We start from the raw sequence: 17978 nt of genomic DNA, 5'->3' as shown, positions 1-17978 counted from the left end.
GGCCGGCGGCAAGACCGGCGGCAAGGCTGCGGGCAAGGCCGGCGCCGGCAAGTCACGCGGCGGGCAGCCGCAGCGTCCCGCCGGGCCGCGGCCCTTCGGACGGGAGCGGTTCGGCCAGAACCTCGGACCGGTCAGGCGCCCGGACCGTCCCTCGCGGGCGGGAGCGGGGGCGGCCTCCGAGCTGCACGATCCCGAGGGCGTGCGCCTGCAGAAGGTGCTCGCCGGCGCGGGCGTGGCCTCCCGGCGGGTGTGCGAGGAATTGATCCAGGCCGGCCGGGTCGAGGTGGACGGCGTGACCGTGCGCGAACTTGGCGTGCGCGTCGACCCGTCCCGCGCGGTCATCCATGTGGACGGCATCCGCGTCCAGATGGATGAAACGCTGACGTACCTGGTCTTCAACAAGCCAAAGGGTGTTGTCTCCACCATGGAGGATCCGGAGGGACGCCCCTGCATCAGCGACTACCTCAAGCCGCAGCAGGGCCAGCGGCTGTTCCATGTGGGGCGGCTGGACCAGGCCACCGAAGGCCTGCTGCTGTTGACCAACGACGGCGAACTCGCCAACCGCCTCACCCATCCGTCCTACGAGGTCCCCAAGACGTATCTGGTGCAGGTCCGCGGGCCGATGCCGCACGGTGTCGGGGCGCGGATGAAATCCGGGATCGAGCTGGAAGACGGCGTGTCCTCGGTCGATTCGTTCAAGCTGGTCGACTCGACGCCGGGACACGTCCTGGTGGAAGTCGTGCTGCATTCGGGCAAGAACCGCGTCGTGCGGCGGCTGTTTGACGCCGTCGGCCACCCCGTGGAACGGCTCGTCCGGATCCAGTTCGGCCCCATCCGGCTGGGCGACCAGCGACAGGGCAGCATCCGCGCCCTCGGCCGCCAGGAAGCAGGGCACCTGCTGGCCCTGGTGGGGATGTAGCCGGTGAACCCGGCACACGCGCAGGCAACCCACCTGTCCGGGCCGGTCCTGGTGATGGGAACCGGCCTGCTCGGAGCCAGCATCGGGCTCGGCCTGCGTGCCCGCGGCATCGACGTGCTGCTCTCGGACCCCTCGCCGTCGGCCCAGGCCGTGGCGCAGGATATCGGTGCCGGCCGGATCCTGCCTGCCGGCGAGAGGGTGGAGCCCCAGTTGGTCGTCGTCGCGGCGCCCCCGGACGTCACCGCCGCCGTCGTGTCGCGCGCGCTGCGCGACTACCCGGACGCCGTCGTCGTGGATATTGCGAGCGTCAAGACGGCCGTCTTCGAGGCGCTGGCCAAGGACCCGGACCTGGCGGAGGCGGACCTGGGCCGCTACGTGGGTACCCACCCGATGGCGGGGCGGGAAAAATCCGGCCCCGTCGCCGCCCGCGGCGAGCTCTTCACGTCGATGCCGTGGGTCCTGTGCCCGTCGGAGTTGTCCTCGCCGGGGGCGGTGAAGACGGCGCACGCGCTGGCGATCGACCTGGGCGCGGTGGTCTCGCACATGTCGGCCGACGAACATGACGCCGCCGTGGCGTTAATCTCGCACCTGCCGCAAGTGATGTCCTCGCTGCTGGCCAGCCGGCTGCAGGACACGCCGGCGCATGCCTTGTCCCTTTCCGGCCAGGGCCTGCGCGACGTCACCCGGATTGCGGCCAGCGACCCGGCGTTGTGGGTGCAGATTCTCGGCGCGAACGCGTCCCGGCTCGTGGACATCCTGTACGGCATCCGCGAAGACCTGGAACGGCTGATCAGGACGCTTGAGCACCCCGAGGCCGACGGCTCCCGGTTGGACATGGCCAAGCTGATCAGCGAAGGCAACGCCGGCCAGGCGCGGATTCCCGGCAAGCACGGCGCTCCGCCGCAGGCGTTCGCGTGGCTGACCGTCCTGGTCGACGACACGCCGGGCCAAATCGCCCGCCTGCTGACCGAGATCGGCGAGGTGGGCATCAACCTGGAAGACCTGCGCCTGGAGCACTCGGCGGGCCAGCCGGTGGGGCTGGCGGAGCTTGCCGTGCTGCCCAGCAAGCGGCACGAAGCAATTGATTACTTGACCTCACGTGGATGGAAGGTTGTGCAATGAGCGCGGCGGAAGTGGATATGGCTCGTTACCGGCAGGGCAAGGCGCTGGTGGTTGCCATCGACGGGCCGTCCGGCTCCGGCAAGTCGTCCGTCAGCAAGGAAACCGCACGGCGGCTGCACGCGTCCTACCTCGACACCGGCGCAATGTACCGTGCCGTGACCTGGTACTGCGTCAACACCGGTGTGGACCTGGCGGATGCGGCGGCCGTCGAACAGGCCAGCAAGGACGTAGACCTGCAGATCAGCACCCACCCGGACGACGAATACGTGCGCATCGGCTCCACGGACATCACCGACGAAATCCGCAAGCCGTCAATCTCCGCCTCCGTGAGCGCCGTGGCCACGACGCTGGGGGCACGAGCCGAGCTGGTCCGGCGCCAGCAGCAGATCATCGCCGACTCCGGCCGTCGGATCGTTGCCGAGGGTCGAGATATCACCACGGTCGTCGCTCCCGACGCCGAGGTGCGGCTGCTGCTGACCGCCAGCGAAGAAGCAAGGCTGCGCCGGCGCGGCCTCCAGCTGGGCGGAACGCAGAGCGACGCCGACCTGCACGAGCAGGTGCTGGCCCGCGACGCCAAGGATTCGACCGTGGTGAACTTTTCCGAGGCCGCCGACGGCGTCTTCACGGTGGATTCGTCCGATCTGGATTTCGAACAAACCGTCGAAGCGGTGCTCGCCGTCGTCCGGCATGCCGCACACTGAACCCGCCGCCGCCGTCAGCCCGGGGGTGGCCTGGCTGGCGTTGAACAGCGGTGCCCCCGTGGTGCCGGTGGCCGTCCTCGGCGCCAGGATCACCGGCGAGCAGCGGGATGCCATCCTTCGCCCCGGCCGCGTTTTCCACGCGGCATTCGGCTCCCCGCAGACCTGCCGGAGGCGGTCCTCGGCGTCCGGGCGTGTTTCAATTGACACTGCAGCCGAAGAGATCCGCCGGCAGTTGTCCGGCTATGTCCGGCACAGCGTGGCGAACACCGGGCAGCCGCTTCCGGCCAACCACGCCCCCCGACGACAACCGGCTTGCTGCCTACCCAGAAGGAACAGACGATGAGTGACACCCAGCCCGGATCCTCCCCGGCGGATCGGCCGGCCGACGAGGAATACCGTCCGGCGGGCGAGGACCAGATCGCCGAGCACATGCTTGAGCTCGATGACGACGAAGCCGAGTTGCGCGCCGCGTCGCTGCGCGCCGGCCTGGCCGATTACGACCTTGACGACGAGGACGCCGCGCTGCTGGCGGCTGCAGGAGAACCCGTCCCCGACGACGAACCGCTCCGGGTGGCCCCGGTGCTGGCCATCGTCGGCCGGCCCAATGTGGGCAAGTCGACGCTGGTGAACAGGATCATTGGCCGGCGCGAGGCAGTCGTCGAAGACACCCCCGGCGTCACCCGCGACCGGGTCTCCTACTCGGCCCACTGGAACGGGCGCCCGTTCACCCTGGTGGACACCGGCGGCTGGGAGCATGACGCCCGCGGCATCCACGCCCGCGTCGCCGACCAGGCCGAAATCGCGGTGGACATGGCCGACGCCGTCCTGCTGGTCGTCGACGCCAACGTCGGGGCCACGGCCACGGATGAGGCCGTGGTAAAGATGCTGCGCCGCAAGAAGAAACCGGTCATCCTGGTGGCCAACAAGGTGGACGACCTGGCCCAGGAAGCCGAAGCCGCGGCCCTGTGGGGCCTCGGCTTCGGCGAGCCCTATCCCGTGTCGGCACTGCACGGCCGGGGAACGGCCGACATGCTCGATGCGGCCCTGGAGGTGCTGCCTGAATTCTCTGCCTACGGGGGACTCGAGCGCACGGGAGGCCCGCGGCGGGTAGCCCTGATCGGCCGCCCGAACGTGGGCAAATCGTCGCTGCTGAACAAGCTGGCCGGGAGCGAGCGGGTAGTGGTCGACACGATCGCCGGCACCACCCGCGATCCGGTCGACGAAATGATCGAACTGGGCGGACGGACGTGGCGCTTCGTTGACACGGCCGGGATCCGCCGCCGCGTGCACATGCAGCAAGGCGCGGACTTCTATGCTTCGCTCCGCACGCAGGCCGCGCTCGAAAAGGCGGAGGTCGCCGTCGTGCTGCTGGCCGTGGACGAGGTGCTCAGCGAGCAGGACGTGCGCATCCTGCAGCTGGCCATCGATTCCGGCCGGGCCCTGGTGCTTGCCTTCAACAAGTGGGACCTGCTGGACGACGACCGCCGCCGGTACCTCGAACGCGAGATCGAGCAGGACCTGGCCCACGTGGACTGGGCGCCCCGGGTGAACATCTCGGCCAAGACCGGATGGCACAAGGACAGGCTGGTCCCGGCGCTGGACCGTGCCCTCGAGTCCTGGGACAAACGCATCCCCACCGGCCGCCTGAACGCCTTCCTGGGCGAACTGGTCGCGGCCCACCCGCACCCGGTACGCGGCGGCAAGCAGCCGCGCATTCTGTTCGGCACGCAGGCTTCCTCACGGCCGCCGAAGTTCGTGCTGTTCACCACCGGTTTCCTGGACCCCGGCTACCGCCGCTTCATTGCCCGCCGGCTGCGTGAAACATTCGGCTTTGAAGGCACCCCGATCGAGGTCAGCATGCGGGTGCGCGAGAAGCGGTCCCGCAAGCACTGACCCGGCCCCGCCGCCCGCAGTGGCGCCCGGTGGTCATGACGCAGGGAAAAATGCTGTACAGTATTTGAGGTGGTTCCGCCGGTTGCATGAAGGCGGAACTTCGGGTTGTGGCGCAGCTTGGTAGCGCACTTGACTGGGGGTCAAGGGGTCGCAGGTTCAAATCCTGTCAACCCGACAGCAAGGGATCCGGTCCGCGAGGACCGGGTCCCTTTTCCATTGGCTTGTGCAAGGCCCTGTATGCCTATACTTTCAGCGATGGCGGGGAACGGATCCTTGCCGGAGCAACTGGCCGTCCATGGTGCGAGAAAGGCAACCGATGAGCAATATTCCTGCCGACCTGAAGTACACAGCCGAGCATGAGTGGGTGGCTGCCGCCGAGGCCGAAGGCACGGTGCGCCTGGGTATCACCGACTTTGCGCAGGACGCCCTCGGCGATGTGGTCTACGTGCAGATGCCGGAAGCCGGCTCCTCCATCACCGCCAACGAAGTCATCGGCGAGGTGGAATCGACCAAGAGCGTCAGCGACATCTACGCTCCCGTCAGCGGTGAGGTCGCGGCCGTCAACGACGCCCTGGAAACCGACCCGGCCCTGATCAACTCCGATCCGTACGGGGAGGGGTGGCTGCTGGAGGTCAAGCTGTCGGATCCGGCGGCGCTGGAGACCTTGCTCAGTGCCCCGGAGTATGAACAGCAGGTAGGCTAGGAGCTACCGGAGCCACTCGACGGCCAACCGGTCCTGAACCGGTTGGCCGCTACATTTTTACGGGAGGAACTATTGATGGTGGGCGAAGCTCGCAACGCCACGGATAACGGGAACGGCGACAGCCGGAACCCGGAGGCGCACGCGGAAACCACATCCATCTTTTTGCCGCCGCAGACTCTGGCCCACGTCGCCAAACCGAGGCTCTCCCGCGAAGAGGAAGCATCGGTGATCGCGCTGCCGGCCGGGTCGGCGCTGCTGATAGCCCACGACGGCCCGAACGCCGGGGCCCGGTTCCTGCTGGACCAGGACGTCACCACCGCCGGCCGGCACCCGGAAGCGGACATCTTCCTTGACGACGTCACGGTGTCGCGGAAGCACGCGGAATTCCGCCGCTCCGGCGACGGCTTCATGGTGGTGGACTCCGGCAGCCTCAACGGCACCTACGTGAACAACGACCGTGTGGACAGCCTGCAGCTGCGGACAGGCAATGAGGTGCAGATTGGCAAGTTCCGCCTGACCTACTACGCAGGCACGGCGGCAAAGGGGCAGGGCTAACCCGTGCCCGGGTCCCAGCCAGCGCGGCGCACCCTCGGGCCGTCCCGGGAGGGGTACCGCAGCAGCGTCCTCAATATCGGCGAGGTGCTGCAACAGCTGACGGAGGATTTCCCGCAGATCACGGCCTCCAAGATCCGGTTTCTGGAAGAGAAGGGGCTGATCAGCCCCCAGCGGACGCCGGCCGGCTACCGGAAGTACACCGGCCAGGACGTAGAACGCCTCCGTTTCGTGCTGGCCCTGCAACGCGACCAGTACCTGCCGCTCAAGGTCATCAAGGATTATCTGGACGCGATCGATCGCGGCGAGCGGCCGGAGGCCCTGCCCGGCGGTATGACCCTGGCCCCCCGGATAGTCTCGGAGCCGCTGGCGGCAGAACTAAACGGACGCGGCCGGGCGCTCACCCGGGCCGAGCTCCTGCAGGCCAGCGGAGCGTCCACGGAACTCGTGGACGACCTTCTGGCCTACGGCCTGATCCACGCCCACGACGCCTGTTTCGACGAACACGCACTCAAGGTCGTGCGCGCCTGCAGGCAGCTGGGCAGCCATGGCATCGAACCTCGGCACCTCCGCCCGTTCCGGGCCGCCGCAGACCGCGAGGTCGGGCTGGTGGAACGTGCGGTGGCCCCGCTGGCGTCCCGGCGCGACGTCGCCTCCCGGGCCCGCGCCGCCGAGGCGGCCAAGGAAATCAGCGATCTGTGCCTGAACCTGCATACGGCGCTGGTTCACGGGCACCTGGCCCAGATGGACCGCTGAACGGAGAAGCCATGCTCGAACTCGAGGTTGTCGGAGTCCGCATTGAACTCCCGTCGAACCAGCCGCTGGTGCTGCTCAAGGAAACCGAAGGCGAACGGCACATACCCATCTGGATCGGCGCGCCGGAAGCCAGCGCGATTGCGTTCGCCCAGCAGGGCATCAAACCGCCGCGCCCCATGACCCACGACCTGCTCCGCGACGTCGTGGACGTGCTCGGCCGGCGGATCACCGAAGTCCGCCTGGTGACGGTCCAGGACACCGTCTTCTTTGCCGAGCTGGTGTTTGACGGCGGGGTGACAGTCAGCTCCCGCGCCTCGGACGCCATCGCGGTGGCACTGCGCGTGCCCTGCCCGATCTATTGTGCGGACGAGGTAATGGACGAGGCCGGGGTCAAGATCGCCGAAGCGGCCGACGACGAGGAATCCGACGGCCCGGCGCAGGAGAACGCGGAAAGCCAGTTGCGCGAGTTCAGGGAATTCCTCGCCGACGTGGAGCCCGAGGACTTCGAGAAATAGCCGTCGCCGGCATTTGGTTCCGGCACCCGAAACGCCCGGCCCGGCTCCGGGGCATCCGACACGCCGCAGCAAAAAGGCCAGCGTCTTTGACCGGCGGCCCCCGCCGTTCTAACGTCGAAGCATACAGTTCCCATTGCACCGCAGGCCATCTCAAGGCAGACTTAGACCAGACCTCTGGGCTGACTGCGAAGCTCATTCCCCACAGGGAACTTCGACAAGGAGGGTTCACGTGAGTCCTAAAGGTGATGCAGGCGAGATGCCGCACGCTCTGCAGACCGGCGCTGCCATACCCGCAAGTGCCCAGGGCTTGCTGTTCACCGAAGACCTGCCCGTGCTGGACGAGGACGCCGGTTACCGCGGTCCCACAGCATGCAAGGCAGCCGGCATCACCTACCGGCAGTTGGACTACTGGGCACGCACCGGACTGGTGGAACCTGCCGTCCGCGGCGCGTCCGGCTCCGGCTCGCAGCGCCTCTACAGCTTCCGCGACATCCTGGTCCTGAAGGTGGTCAAGCGACTGCTCGACACCGGCGTCTCGCTGCAGCAGATCCGCTCCGCCGTTGGCCACCTGCGTGAACGCGGCGTGGAAGATCTGGCCCAGATTACCCTCATGAGCGACGGCGCCAGCGTGTACGAGTGCACCTCCGCCGACGAAGTCATCGACCTGGTCCAGGGCGGACAGGGAGTCTTCGGCATCGCCGTCGGCCGGGTGTGGCGAGAGGTCGAAGGCAGCCTCGCGGAGCTCCCCAGCGAACATGCCGCAGAGGAACAGGATTTTCCCGACGACGAGCTGAGCCGCCGGCGCGCCGCGCGCAAGATCAGCTGACCGCACACAGGAGATAACAGCGGGAGGGGCTCCGGGAAACCGGGGCCCCTCCCGCTGATTAAAGGCGCGAACCCGTGTATCGCGATCCCGTGTGTAAGGTGCGGCCCGGGCGGACCCGCCGCCCGGTCCGGGACCTGTTGTCAGATGGGCTGGCGGCGGAGCGCGCGGCTGCGCATCCGGCCGGAATCGGTCAGGTTCTTGAGCAGCTCGTCGAAAAGCGCGGCCGCCTGCCGTGCCGATTCACCCGGCCACTGGTGGACGGAATGCGCTGCCCCCTGGATCTGCTGCCAGTTCGCCTGCTCGGCGATGGTGGGGGAGAGCAGCAGGTCGCCGAACATGGTTTTCATTTCGGCCAGCCGGTAACCGTGTTCGTTGGAGCTGGGCCGGACACGGTTGGCCACCACCCCGGCCGTCTTCAGGTCCGGGGCGAATTCCTCCCGGAACAAATCGATGGCGCGCATGGTGCGTTCGGTGCCCGCCACCGAGAAGAGGCTCGGCTCGGCCACGAGCAGCACCCGCGTGCTCGCCGTCCACGCCATGCGCGTCAGCCCGTTGAGCGACGGCGGGCAGTCGATGAGCACCAGCGAGTAGTCATTCACGCGGGAGAGCACGGTCGAAAGCCTGCGCAGGTCCCGGCGGCTCAAATCGGGCCGGTCGTAGATGCCGGAGTAGGCGGAGCCGATGGCGACATCGAGAACCTTCCGGCCGGAAGCCGGCGCGCTGCCGGGATCCGCCGAGGCCACCCAGCCGCTCGGGGCGACGTTGGCCCGCAGGTCGGCCTTGCGCGCGTTCTTGAGGAGCCGGCCGACGTCGGTCTGGCGGGACGGCTTGACGCCTAATCCCGTGGTCGCGTCAGCATGCGGATCCAAGTCGATGACCAGGGTGGGGATTCCCGCTGCCAGCGCCGCAGAGGCCAGGCCCAGCGTGACCGAGGTCTTGCCGACCCCGCCCTTGAGGCTGCTGATGCTCACTACTTGCACGTAAAAACCAAAACCTAACGTATCGAGTCGTGGGGCTTCTGCGCCGGATAAGTCTTCACGGCACCCTATTCATCATAAGTGGAGCGCCGCAGCACACCGTGCCACCCGCGCCGCCGGGGCGTTTCGCAGCTTGCGCCGTAACATGCGGCCCGTGAGGACCGCCGCGGCGCGTGATCTGTGCAACACTGGCTTGCCAGCCCGGCTCGCAGTCCGTGAGACTTGGCTCACTGAGTCCGCCGGCGCCGGCGCCGGACGGTCGGTGCTTCGCCCCCCAAAGTCCGGACCCGGCAACGATGCAGGAGTGAAATGTTCGAAAAGATCTTGGTAGCCAACCGTGGAGAAATCGCCATCAGGGCATTCCGTGCGGCCTACGAACTGGGCGCCAAAACGGTGGCTGTCTTCCCGTATGAAGACCGCAACTCGATCCACCGGCAGAAGGCCGACGAAGCGTATCTGATCGGCGAGCAGGGGCATCCCGTCCGGGCTTACCTCGACGTCAACGAAATCATTCGGGTCGCCAAGGAGTCGGGCGCGGACGCCATCTACCCGGGTTACGGATTCCTGTCCGAGAATCCCGAGCTGGCCCGCGCCGCTGCCGGTGCCGGCATCGCCTTCGTCGGCCCCAAGGCCGATGTGCTGGAGCTCGCGGGTCATAAGGTCCATGCCCTGCAGGCGGCCCGCCGGGCCGGGATCCCGGTGCTGAAGTCCACCGAGCCCAGTGCCGATCCGGAGAAGTTGCTGGCCGAAGCCGAGGAGATAGGCTTCCCGATCTTCGTCAAGGCGGTTGCCGGCGGTGGCGGGCGCGGCATGCGCCGGGTCGACAACCGCAAGGATCTCCCGGACGCACTCGCGGCTGCCATGCGGGAAGCCGACACGGCCTTCGGCGATCCGACCGTTTTCCTTGAACAGGCCGTATTGCGGCCGCGCCACATCGAGGTGCAGATCCTGGCCGACGGGCAGGGCAACGTCATGCACCTCTTCGAACGCGACTGCTCGCTCCAGCGCCGGCACCAGAAGGTCATCGAAATCGCCCCCGCACCCAACCTGGACGAGGGCATCCGGCAGGCACTGTACCGGGACGCGGTCACGTTCGCACAGGCGCTCGGATACACCAATGCCGGCACGGTCGAGTTCCTGGTAGACACGGTCGGTGAACGGGCCGGGCAGCATGTCTTCATTGAGATGAACCCGCGCATCCAGGTAGAGCATACGGTGACCGAGGAGATCACCGACGTCGACCTGGTACAGTCCCAACTGCGCATCGCCGCGGGCGAGACCCTGGCCGACCTGGGCCTGTCCCAGCAGGCCGTGTCCGTCAACGGCACGGCCATGCAGTCCCGTATTACCACCGAGGACCCGGCCAACGGCTTCCGTCCCGACGTCGGCAAGGTTACCGCCTACCGGTCGGCCGGCGGCGCCGGTGTCCGGCTGGACGGCGGCACCATCTACACCGGAGCCGAAATCAGCCCGCACTTTGACTCGATGCTGGTCAAGCTCACCTGCCGCGGCCGCGACTTCGCGACGGCGGCCGCCCGGGCCCGGCGTGCCCTGGCCGAGTTCCGCATCCGCGGCGTCTCCACCAACATCGCGTTCCTGCAGGCGGTGCTGGAGGACCCGGACTTCCTGGCCGGCAACGTCGCCACCTCGTTCATCGACGAGCGGCCGGAACTGCTCAAGGCCCGGGTCTCGGCGGACCGCGGGACCAAGCTGCTGACCTGGCTGGCGGACGTCACCGTCAACAAACCGCACGGCGAGCTGCCAGTGTCCACGGCACCGGTGGAGAAGCTGCCCGAACCCGCCAGGCAGGCGCTGGAGGCCACCGGTGCCCTGACGGCCGTTCCGGCGTCCGGCTCCCGGCAGCGGCTGCAGCAACTGGGCCCGGAGAAGTTTGCGGCCGAGCTGCGGGCCCAGACAGCCGTGGCGGTCACGGACACGACCTTCCGTGACGCCCACCAGTCGCTGCTGGCCACCCGGGTACGCACCAAGGACCTGCTCAACGCCGCACCCGCCGTTTCGGCCCTCACCCCGCAGCTGCTCTCGGTCGAGGCGTGGGGCGGCGCAACCTACGATGTCGCGCTGCGGTTCCTGGGCGAGGACCCGTGGGAGCGCCTGGCGGCGCTGCGCCAGGCGATGCCGAACATCTGCCTGCAAATGCTGCTGCGCGGGCGGAACACCGTCGGCTATACCCCGTACCCGGAGGAAGTCACCACGGCGTTCGTCCGGGAAGCTGCCGCCACCGGCATCGACATCTTCAGGATCTTCGATGCGCTCAACGACGTCTCCCAGATGGAGCCGGCAATCCGGGCGGTGCGGGAGACGGGAACCGCCGTGGCCGAAGTAGCGCTCTGCTACACCGGAGACCTGCTGGATCCGACGGAGGACCTGTACACGCTGGACTACTACCTGGAGCTGGCCGGGCGGATCGTCGAGGCAGGGGCGCATATCCTGGCAATCAAGGACATGGCCGGCCTGTTGCGTCCGGCGGCCGCGGCGAAGCTGGTCACGGCGCTGCGCGAGCGCTTCGATCTGCCGGTGCACGTGCATACCCACGACACGGCCGGGGGCCAGCTGGCGACGCTGCTGGCCGCCGTGGATGCCGGTGCAGACGCGGTGGACGTCGCCAGCGCGGCCATGGCCGGCACCACCAGCCAGCCGCCCATGTCGGCGCTCGTCGCGGCGCTGGCGCACACCGAACGCGACACCGGCCTGGACCTGGCCGCCGTCGGCTCGCTGGAGCCCTACTGGGAGGCGGTCCGCCGCGTCTACGCCCCGTTCGAGTCGGGGCTGCCGGGGCCGACCGGCCGCGTGTACGCGCACGAGATTCCGGGCGGCCAGCTCTCCAACCTGAGGCAGCAGGCCATCGCGCTGGGACTCGGGGAGAGGTTCGAGGCGATCGAGGACATGTACACCGCCGCGGACAAGATCCTGGGCCGCTTGGTGAAGGTGACCCCGTCGTCCAAGGTGGTGGGCGACCTGGCCCTCCAGCTGGTCGGCGCAAACGTTGATCCGGAGGAGTTCGCGTCCGATCCCGGGAAGTACGATATCCCCGATTCCGTCATTGGCTTCCTCTCCGGCGAGCTGGGCGATCCTCCCGGCGGCTGGCCCGAGCCGTTCCGCACCAAGGCCCTGGCTGGCCGCACCATCAAGCGGCGCGACGAGGAGCTGACGGCCGAGGACTCGGCGGCGCTGGCCGCGGATTCGGCGACCCGGCGCGCGGCACTGAACCGGCTGCTGTTTGCCGGCCCGGCCAAGGAGTTTGAGAAGATCCGGGACATGTACGGCGACGTGTCCGTGCTGGACACGCTGGACTACCTGTACGGGCTGCAGCCGGGAACCGAACACGTGATCGAGCTTGAGAAGGGCGTCCGCCTGATCGCCATGCTCGGGGCCATCTCCGAGCCGGACGAGAAGGGCATGCGCACCGTGCACTGCACGCTCAACGGTCAGCAGCGCAATGTGATGGTGCGCGACGCCAGCGTGGAATCCGAAGTCAAGGTCGCCGAGAAGGCTGATCCCGCGCAGCCGGGGCACGTGGCGGCTCCGTTCGCCGGCGCCGTCACCGTCCTCGCCAAGGTCGGCGACACCATTAAGGCGGGCGACACGGTGGCCACCATCGAGGCCATGAAGATGGAAGCCGGCATCACCGCTCCCGCCGGAGGCACCGTCACGCGGCTGGCGGTCTCCGCCGTCGAACAGGTCCAGGGCGGGGACCTGCTCCTGGTCATCGACCCGGCGTAGGCCCGAGGCAACCTTCGGGGGGAAACAGGCAGGGCCGCGGCGTGGAAGCCGCGGCCCTGCCTGTTTCGTCGAAGCTACTGACGCACGCCGGCGTAAATCTGCTCCACGTAGTCGTCGAAATCGGCCAGCACCTGCGCCCGCTTGATCTTCAGCGACGGGGTCAGGTGCCCCGATGCTTCCGTGAAGTCGGACGGGATGATCCGGAAGGACTTAATCCCTTCCGCCTGGGAGACGGTCTGGTTGGCGCGGTCGATGAGCGACTGGACCGCCTCCTTCACCACTTCGTGGTCGGCTGCCTGGTCCATGGTGGTGTCGGCCGGCAGGTTGTGGCGGTCCAGCCAGCCGGGCAGGGCCTCCTCGTCCAACGTGATGAGCGCGGAGATAAACGGCCGGTTGTCGCCGATCACCACGCACTGGGAGACCAGCGCATCGGCGCGGATCTGGTCTTCAAGCAGGGCCGGGACGACGTTCTTGCCGCTGGCGGTGACGATGATTTCCTTCTTCCGGCCGGTGATGCGCAGGAAACCGTCAGCGTCCAGTTCGCCGATGTCTCCGGTGCGGAACCAGCCGTCTTCGAAGGCCTCGGAGGTGAGGTCGGGACGGTTGTAGTAGCCGCGCAGCACGCAGACGCCCTTGGCGAGGATCTCGCCGTCGTCGGCGATCTTGACCGCGTTTCCGGGCAGCGGAGCCCCGACCGAACCGATCTTGACCAGTTTGGGGGTGTTGACGGACACCGGGGCCGTGGTTTCGGTCAGGCCGTAGCCCTCCAGCACCAGAAGGCCGATGCCGTGGAAGAAATGCCCCAGCCGTTCGCCCAGCGGGCCGCCGCCGGAGACCGCGTGCTCGACCCGACCGCCCATCGCTTCGCGGATCTTGTGGTAAACGAGCTTGTCGAAGAGCTTGTGCTTGAGCTTGAGCATCAGCGGCACCTTGCCGGCCTCGTCGGCCCGGGACCAGGCGACGGCCGTGTCCGCGGCGGCGTGGAAGATCTTGCCCTTGCCGGCATCCTCCGCCTTGAGCATGGAGTTGTTGTAGACCTTTTCGAACACCCGCGGGACAGCCAGGATGAACGTCGGGCGGTAGCTTTGCAGATCCGGCAGCAGGTTCTTGATGTCCGGCGTATGCGCCACGGTGGCACCCGCGGCGACGCACAGGACGGAGATAAACCGGGCGAAGACGTGGGCCAGCGGCAGGAACATGATGGTCTGCGCGCCCTCGTGGGCGACGTCCGGCAGCGCCGCCGCGGCGTTCTTGGACAGCTCCACGAAATTTCCGTGGGTGAGTTCGCAGCCCTTGGGTCGGCCGGTGGTGCCGGAGGTGTAGATGATCGTGGCCAGATCGTCCAGATTCGCCGCCGTGCGGCGTTCCTCCACCGTGGCGTCGGGCACCTCCCGGCCGGCGGCGCGGAGCGCGTCCAGCGACTCCTCGCCCAATTGCCACACGTGTTTCAGGTCCTCCAAGCCTTCGTTGAGGGCGGCCTGGCGGACCTTCGCCTCATGGGAGGCGCTTTCCGCGAAGACTGCCACAGCCCCGGAGTCGCCGAGGATCCAGGCGATCTGGCTGGGGGAGGAGGTCTCATAAATCGGCACCGACACGGCGCCGGCGAACCAGATGGCGAAGTCCACCAGGGACCATTCGTAGCGGGTGCGGGCCATGATGCCCACCCGGTCGCCCGGCTGAACACCGCTGGAGACCAGCCCCTTGGCCAGCCGGGTCACATCCGCGAGGAACTCAGTGGCACGGATGTCCTGCCACGTCCCGGACGGGTCCTTGCGGGAAAACAGGGCCGGATTCGATGCCTTCTGCGCCTGTTCAACCACCAGACCGGCGATATTGGCCTCCCGCGGAACGTCAACCAGGACGGGCACGCTGTATTCGCGCACGATAGCTCCTCACTTCCTCAGCTGTGGCCAGCTCTGTATAGCCTCCCTGACGGAGGGTGCTTTTAGCCTATAACCTAAATCACAACGGATACCGGCAGGTAACCTACGAAACGGTAACGGTCGGGCCTTCCCTGGCCCGGCAGGCCCGCCGCGAGCGGCTGCCTAAGATGGTGGGGTGGAGAACAGCGCCCTGGCGGTGGGCATAGACATCGGCGGCACCAAGGTGGCCGCCGGGGCCGTCGACCGGACCGGGCGCGTAGTGGCGGAGCTGGTCCGTCCCACGCCGGGACACGATCCGCGGCACGTGGAACACCTTATCTCGGCGATGGTGCGGGAGTTGGCTTCCGAGCACGACGTTGCCGCAGTGGGCGTCGGAGCGGCGGGGTGGATGGACCTTGCCGGGGGAACGGTTCTGTTCAGCCCGCACCTGGCGTGGCGGAATGAACCGCTGCGGGACAACCTGGAGCGGCTGCTGGCCCGGCCCGTCAAAGTGGTCAACGACGCCGACGCCGCCGCCTGGGGGGAGTTCCGCTTTGGCGCCGGGACGGGAGAGCGGCGCCTGGTCTGCATCACCTTGGGCACCGGCATCGGCGGGGCGATGGTGATGGATGGCCGGCTGGAGCGGGGCCGGTGGGGTGTTGCCGGGGAATTCGGGCACCAGGTCATTATGCCCGGCGGGCACCGCTGCGCGTGTGGAAACCGCGGCTGCTGGGAGCAGTACGCCTCGGGCAACGCCCTGGGCAGGGAGGCCCGGGAGTTGGCCGCGGCGAACTCGCCCGTGGCGCAGCGTTGGCTGGAGGCCGTCGGCGGAACGGTGGCAGACATCACCGGCGCGGTGGTCACGGATCAGGCGAAACGCGCCGACCCCGCCAGCGTCCGGCTGCTGGAAGAGGCCGGCGAGTGGCTGGGGCTGGGGCTGGCCAATCTTGCCGCGGCGCTGGATCCCGGGCTGTTCGTGATCGGCGGCGGGCTGTGCGAAGCCGGTGACCTGCTGTTGGAGCCGGCCCGCCATGCGCTGCAGCGGAACCTGACCGGTCGCGGGTTCCGGCCGGTGGCTGAGGTTCGAGCGGCCGGCCTGGGACCGAAGGCGGGGATGATCGGCGCCGCGGACCTCGCCCGCGGGGCCTCCGTCTGATTCCACGGCCGGCGCTAGACGCGCGCCCCGTCGTCGTGCCCGTCGCGTTCCGTGGGCAGGCGGAAGAGCAGGTAAGCCGCAGAGGCCACGAAGAGGGCCACCAGCGCCAGCACCGCGGTGAAGGGGGCGCCCGGCCAGAACATGGCGGTCAGCAGCAGGCCCAGCGGGGCCCCCACGGCACCGATCCAGGCCAGCACCAGCAGCGGCTCGCCGGCGCCCAGCGGGGCAGGTTCCGGCGGGACGTAGCCCTCGTCGTCGTCCGGTTCCGCGACGGTGTAATCCCGCGGCCCGGGCGGCGCTTCATCCGCCGGGACCTCCGGCAGGCGGTTCTCGAAGATCTCGCGCAGGCGCTGGGCATCGCCGCCGTTGCCGGCCGCGGGCCGCTCCGGGGGCATGCCGTCCGCGTTGCCGGAGTCTGTCTCTTCCAGCCGGGCGACCAGATCCTGCCAGGCGGCGTCGTCCCGGTCCTGGTCATGCCCGGGCATGGGTTGCTCCCGTCTGCCCCGGAGACGCGGCCGCAGTGGCGTGAATGAATTCGGCGGACCGGCGGTAGATCAGCTCGGCGTCGTGGTCCATGGTGGCCACGTGATAGCTGTCCGCCAGCGGCACCACCTCCAGCCGGTCCGTGCCAATCCGCCGCCGGAGCACATCCATGGAAGATTCCGGGACTATGTGGTCCACCGCGGAGCGGAAGACGAGCGTAGGAGCAGTGACGCGTGGCAGGTCGGCCACGACAGTCTTGAAGAGCTGGCCCAGCTGGTGCGCGGCGGCCACCGGGGTGCGTTCATAGGCACCCTCATCCATGCCCGGCTTGTTGATGTCGTTGCCAATGGCCGGCACCGACCGCAGGACATACTTCAACAGGCCCGACAGCGGAGCGCGCCGGTCCGCGATGGTCAGACCCGGGTTGACCAGCAGCACGCCGGAGACCGGACGGTGCGCGGCCAGCCGCAACGCCAACGCTCCGCCCATGGACAGACCGGCCACGAAGACGTGGCTGCGCTCGCGGGCGAGCTCCGAAAAGGCCTGCTCGGCCGCCCCGTACCAGCTTTGCCAACGGGATGTGGCCAAGTCCTGCCACGTGGTGCCGTGACCGGGCAGCAGCGGCAACCGTACTCCGAAGCCGGCATCGGCCAGGCTTTCCGCCCACCCCCGCATACTGCGCGGGGAACCGGTGAAACCATGCAGCAGGACGACGCCGACGCGGGAATTCGGGCCGTGCCCGGGGCTGGAAAAGACGCCGTCGGCAACAGAAGTCATGGCACTATCGTGTCATTACGGGAGCCGTTCGGCCATCAATAGCCGACCGGTTCCTTTCTCCGGCACCCCCATCCCGCGCAGCCACGCAAAGCCAAAGCTGGAGTAGAGTCTCAAGCGGTATTGGTAAAGCGGCCGGCGGCGGCGGAACGGAAAGGCACACGTGTTCTACTGGTTCATGAAGACCATCGTCGTAGGACCGGTGGTCCGGCTACTCTTCCGGCCATGGGTCAAGGGGCTGGACAACATTCCCGACAGCGGCCCCGCGGTGCTGGCCAGCAACCACCTTTCCTTCTCCGATTCGATTTTCCTGCCCCTCGCGGTGCCCCGGCCCGTGGTGTTCCTGGCCAAGAGCGAGTACTTCACCGGCAAAGGCGCCAAGGGCAAGCTCACCGCGGCTTTCTTCAGGATGACCAACCAGCTTCCGATGGACCGATCCGGCGGAGCGGCCTCGGCCACGTCCTTGCTGGCGGGACGGGACGCGCTGCAGGACGGCGGCCTGCTGGGCATCTACCCGGAGGGCACCCGGTCACCGGACGGAAAGCTGTACCGCGGCAAGACCGGCGTGGCCAAGTTGGTGCTGCACACCGGCGTGCCGGTGATCCCGGTGGCGATGATCGGCACGGACAAGGTTCAGCCCATCGGCCGGCGCATCCCCAACATCCGCCGGGTGGGCATCATCATCGGCAAGCCGTTGGACTTCTCCCGCTACAAGGGGCTGGAAGACGACCGGTTCATCCAGCGTTCGGTCACCGACGAGATCATGTACGAGATCATGCGGCTCTCCGGCCAGGAATACGTCGATTCGTACGCCAGCACGGTCAAGGCCAAGCTGACCGCCCGCAAACCGGCCAAGGCCGAAAACCAGCGCCACGCCGCCGTCGGCCTGCCGCCGGAGCAACCGGAACCTCCGAAGGCCAAAGCGCCCGGCGCCATCACGGTCATCGGCGGAGCGGACCCCGCCGCGGGACGGGAGCCTGCCGCCGCCGCGGGACGGG

At 68.3% G+C, this 17978-nt stretch carries 16 protein-coding genes and 1 tRNA gene; 13 read left to right on the top strand and 4 right to left on the bottom strand.

Going from position 1 to position 17978, the window contains the following annotated elements:
• The 10 genes from AC5RUH_RS15235 to AC5RUH_RS15190 form a co-directional block, all read left to right on the top strand.
• Nucleotides 1–919: pseudouridine synthase (locus tag AC5RUH_RS15235; protein ID WP_494128993.1), on the top strand; the 919-nt coding region annotated here is incomplete at its 5' end.
• Nucleotides 920–973: 54 nt separating this feature from the next.
• A complete protein-coding gene (locus AC5RUH_RS15230; RefSeq protein ID WP_494128994.1) occupies nucleotides 974–2041 on the top strand; it encodes a prephenate dehydrogenase in 1068 nt (355 codons plus the stop codon).
• Nucleotides 2038–2742: a (d)CMP kinase gene (gene cmk / locus AC5RUH_RS15225; RefSeq protein ID WP_493999441.1), complete on the top strand. Its 705-nt coding sequence runs from the start codon at nucleotides 2038–2040 to the stop codon at nucleotides 2740–2742. Before AC5RUH_RS15230 ends, cmk begins: the two co-directional genes overlap by 4 nt.
• Nucleotides 2743–3081: 339 nt before the next feature.
• Nucleotides 3082–4635, top strand: coding sequence for a ribosome biogenesis GTPase Der (gene der, locus AC5RUH_RS15220; protein ID WP_494023258.1), 1554 nt, complete (start codon nucleotides 3082–3084; stop codon nucleotides 4633–4635).
• A gap of 101 nt (nucleotides 4636–4736) precedes the next feature.
• Nucleotides 4737–4810: transfer RNA gene (locus AC5RUH_RS15215), tRNA-Pro, on the top strand.
• Between the two features lie 141 nt (nucleotides 4811–4951).
• Nucleotides 4952–5338: a glycine cleavage system protein GcvH gene (gene gcvH / locus AC5RUH_RS15210; RefSeq protein WP_493999443.1), complete on the top strand. Its 387-nt coding sequence runs from the start codon at nucleotides 4952–4954 to the stop codon at nucleotides 5336–5338.
• A gap of 75 nt (nucleotides 5339–5413) precedes the next feature.
• Nucleotides 5414–5893, top strand: a complete 480-nt coding sequence (locus AC5RUH_RS15205) for an FHA domain-containing protein (RefSeq protein ID WP_493999444.1) — start codon at nucleotides 5414–5416, stop codon at nucleotides 5891–5893.
• Between the two features lie 3 nt (nucleotides 5894–5896).
• Entirely contained in the window at nucleotides 5897–6646 is a 750-nt protein-coding gene (ftsR, locus tag AC5RUH_RS15200; RefSeq protein ID WP_494128992.1) for a transcriptional regulator FtsR, read from the top strand.
• 11 nt (nucleotides 6647–6657) lie between these two features.
• On the top strand, nucleotides 6658–7161 hold the full coding sequence (locus AC5RUH_RS15195) for a bifunctional nuclease family protein (protein WP_493999445.1): 504 nt from the start codon (nucleotides 6658–6660) through the stop codon (nucleotides 7159–7161).
• A 229-nt stretch (nucleotides 7162–7390) separates the two neighbouring features.
• Nucleotides 7391–7987, top strand: a complete 597-nt coding sequence (locus AC5RUH_RS15190; RefSeq protein ID WP_493999446.1) for a MerR family transcriptional regulator — start codon at nucleotides 7391–7393, stop codon at nucleotides 7985–7987.
• Between the two features lie 140 nt (nucleotides 7988–8127).
• Here AC5RUH_RS15190 and AC5RUH_RS15185 read toward each other — a convergent pair whose 3' ends face one another.
• Nucleotides 8128–8967, bottom strand: a complete 840-nt coding sequence (locus tag AC5RUH_RS15185; RefSeq protein ID WP_493999447.1) for a ParA family protein — start codon at nucleotides 8965–8967, stop codon at nucleotides 8128–8130.
• 306 nt (nucleotides 8968–9273) lie between these two features.
• On the opposite strand from AC5RUH_RS15185, the gene AC5RUH_RS15180 reads away from it, so the two are divergent.
• Complete coding sequence (locus tag AC5RUH_RS15180) at nucleotides 9274–12705, top strand: pyruvate carboxylase (RefSeq protein ID WP_494109140.1); 3432 nt, start codon at nucleotides 9274–9276, stop codon at nucleotides 12703–12705.
• 74 nt (nucleotides 12706–12779) lie between these two features.
• Here the strand turns inward: AC5RUH_RS15180 and AC5RUH_RS15175 are convergent, their stop codons facing one another.
• A complete protein-coding gene (locus tag AC5RUH_RS15175) occupies nucleotides 12780–14588 on the bottom strand; it encodes an AMP-dependent synthetase/ligase (protein WP_493999449.1) in 1809 nt (602 codons plus the stop codon).
• A 175-nt stretch (nucleotides 14589–14763) separates the two neighbouring features.
• Between AC5RUH_RS15175 and AC5RUH_RS15170 the strand changes: the two genes are divergently transcribed.
• Nucleotides 14764–15723, top strand: coding sequence for an ROK family glucokinase (locus tag AC5RUH_RS15170; protein WP_494109141.1), 960 nt, complete (start codon nucleotides 14764–14766; stop codon nucleotides 15721–15723).
• A gap of 14 nt (nucleotides 15724–15737) precedes the next feature.
• Here AC5RUH_RS15170 and AC5RUH_RS15165 read toward each other — a convergent pair whose 3' ends face one another.
• Nucleotides 15738–16208, bottom strand: coding sequence for a hypothetical protein (locus AC5RUH_RS15165; RefSeq protein ID WP_493999451.1), 471 nt, complete (start codon nucleotides 16206–16208; stop codon nucleotides 15738–15740).
• Entirely contained in the window at nucleotides 16195–16983 is a 789-nt protein-coding gene (locus AC5RUH_RS15160) for an alpha/beta hydrolase (protein WP_493999452.1), read from the bottom strand. Before AC5RUH_RS15160 ends, AC5RUH_RS15165 begins: the two co-directional genes overlap by 14 nt.
• Nucleotides 16984–17143: 160 nt before the next feature.
• Between AC5RUH_RS15160 and AC5RUH_RS15155 the strand changes: the two genes are divergently transcribed.
• The coding region (locus AC5RUH_RS15155; RefSeq protein WP_494128991.1) for a lysophospholipid acyltransferase family protein at nucleotides 17144–17978 on the top strand (835 nt) is incomplete at its 3' end.

It is taken from the genome of Arthrobacter sp. Y3223166 (assembly GCF_059090935.1).
This window is presented reverse-complemented; position numbering and strand designations above follow the sequence as displayed.

Bases quoted from the DNA above. Each gene is read 5' to 3' on its own strand.
- AC5RUH_RS15230 (WP_494128994.1), top strand. From the start codon at position 974: ATGGGAACCGGCCTGCTCGGAGCCAGCATCGGGCTCGGCCTGCGTGCC.
- cmk (WP_493999441.1), top strand. From the start codon at position 2,038: ATGAGCGCGGCGGAAGTGGATATGGCTCGTTACCGGCAGGGCAAGGCG.
- der (WP_494023258.1), top strand. From the start codon at position 3,082: ATGAGTGACACCCAGCCCGGATCCTCCCCGGCGGATCGGCCGGCCGAC.
- gcvH (WP_493999443.1), top strand. From the start codon at position 4,952: ATGAGCAATATTCCTGCCGACCTGAAGTACACAGCCGAGCATGAGTGG.
- AC5RUH_RS15205 (WP_493999444.1), top strand. From the start codon at position 5,414: ATGGTGGGCGAAGCTCGCAACGCCACGGATAACGGGAACGGCGACAGC.
- AC5RUH_RS15195 (WP_493999445.1), top strand. From the start codon at position 6,658: ATGCTCGAACTCGAGGTTGTCGGAGTCCGCATTGAACTCCCGTCGAAC.
- AC5RUH_RS15180 (WP_494109140.1), top strand. From the start codon at position 9,274: ATGTTCGAAAAGATCTTGGTAGCCAACCGTGGAGAAATCGCCATCAGG.
- AC5RUH_RS15165 (WP_493999451.1), bottom strand. From the start codon at position 16,208: ATGCCCGGGCATGACCAGGACCGGGACGACGCCGCCTGGCAGGATCTG.
- AC5RUH_RS15160 (WP_493999452.1), bottom strand. From the start codon at position 16,983: ATGACTTCTGTTGCCGACGGCGTCTTTTCCAGCCCCGGGCACGGCCCG.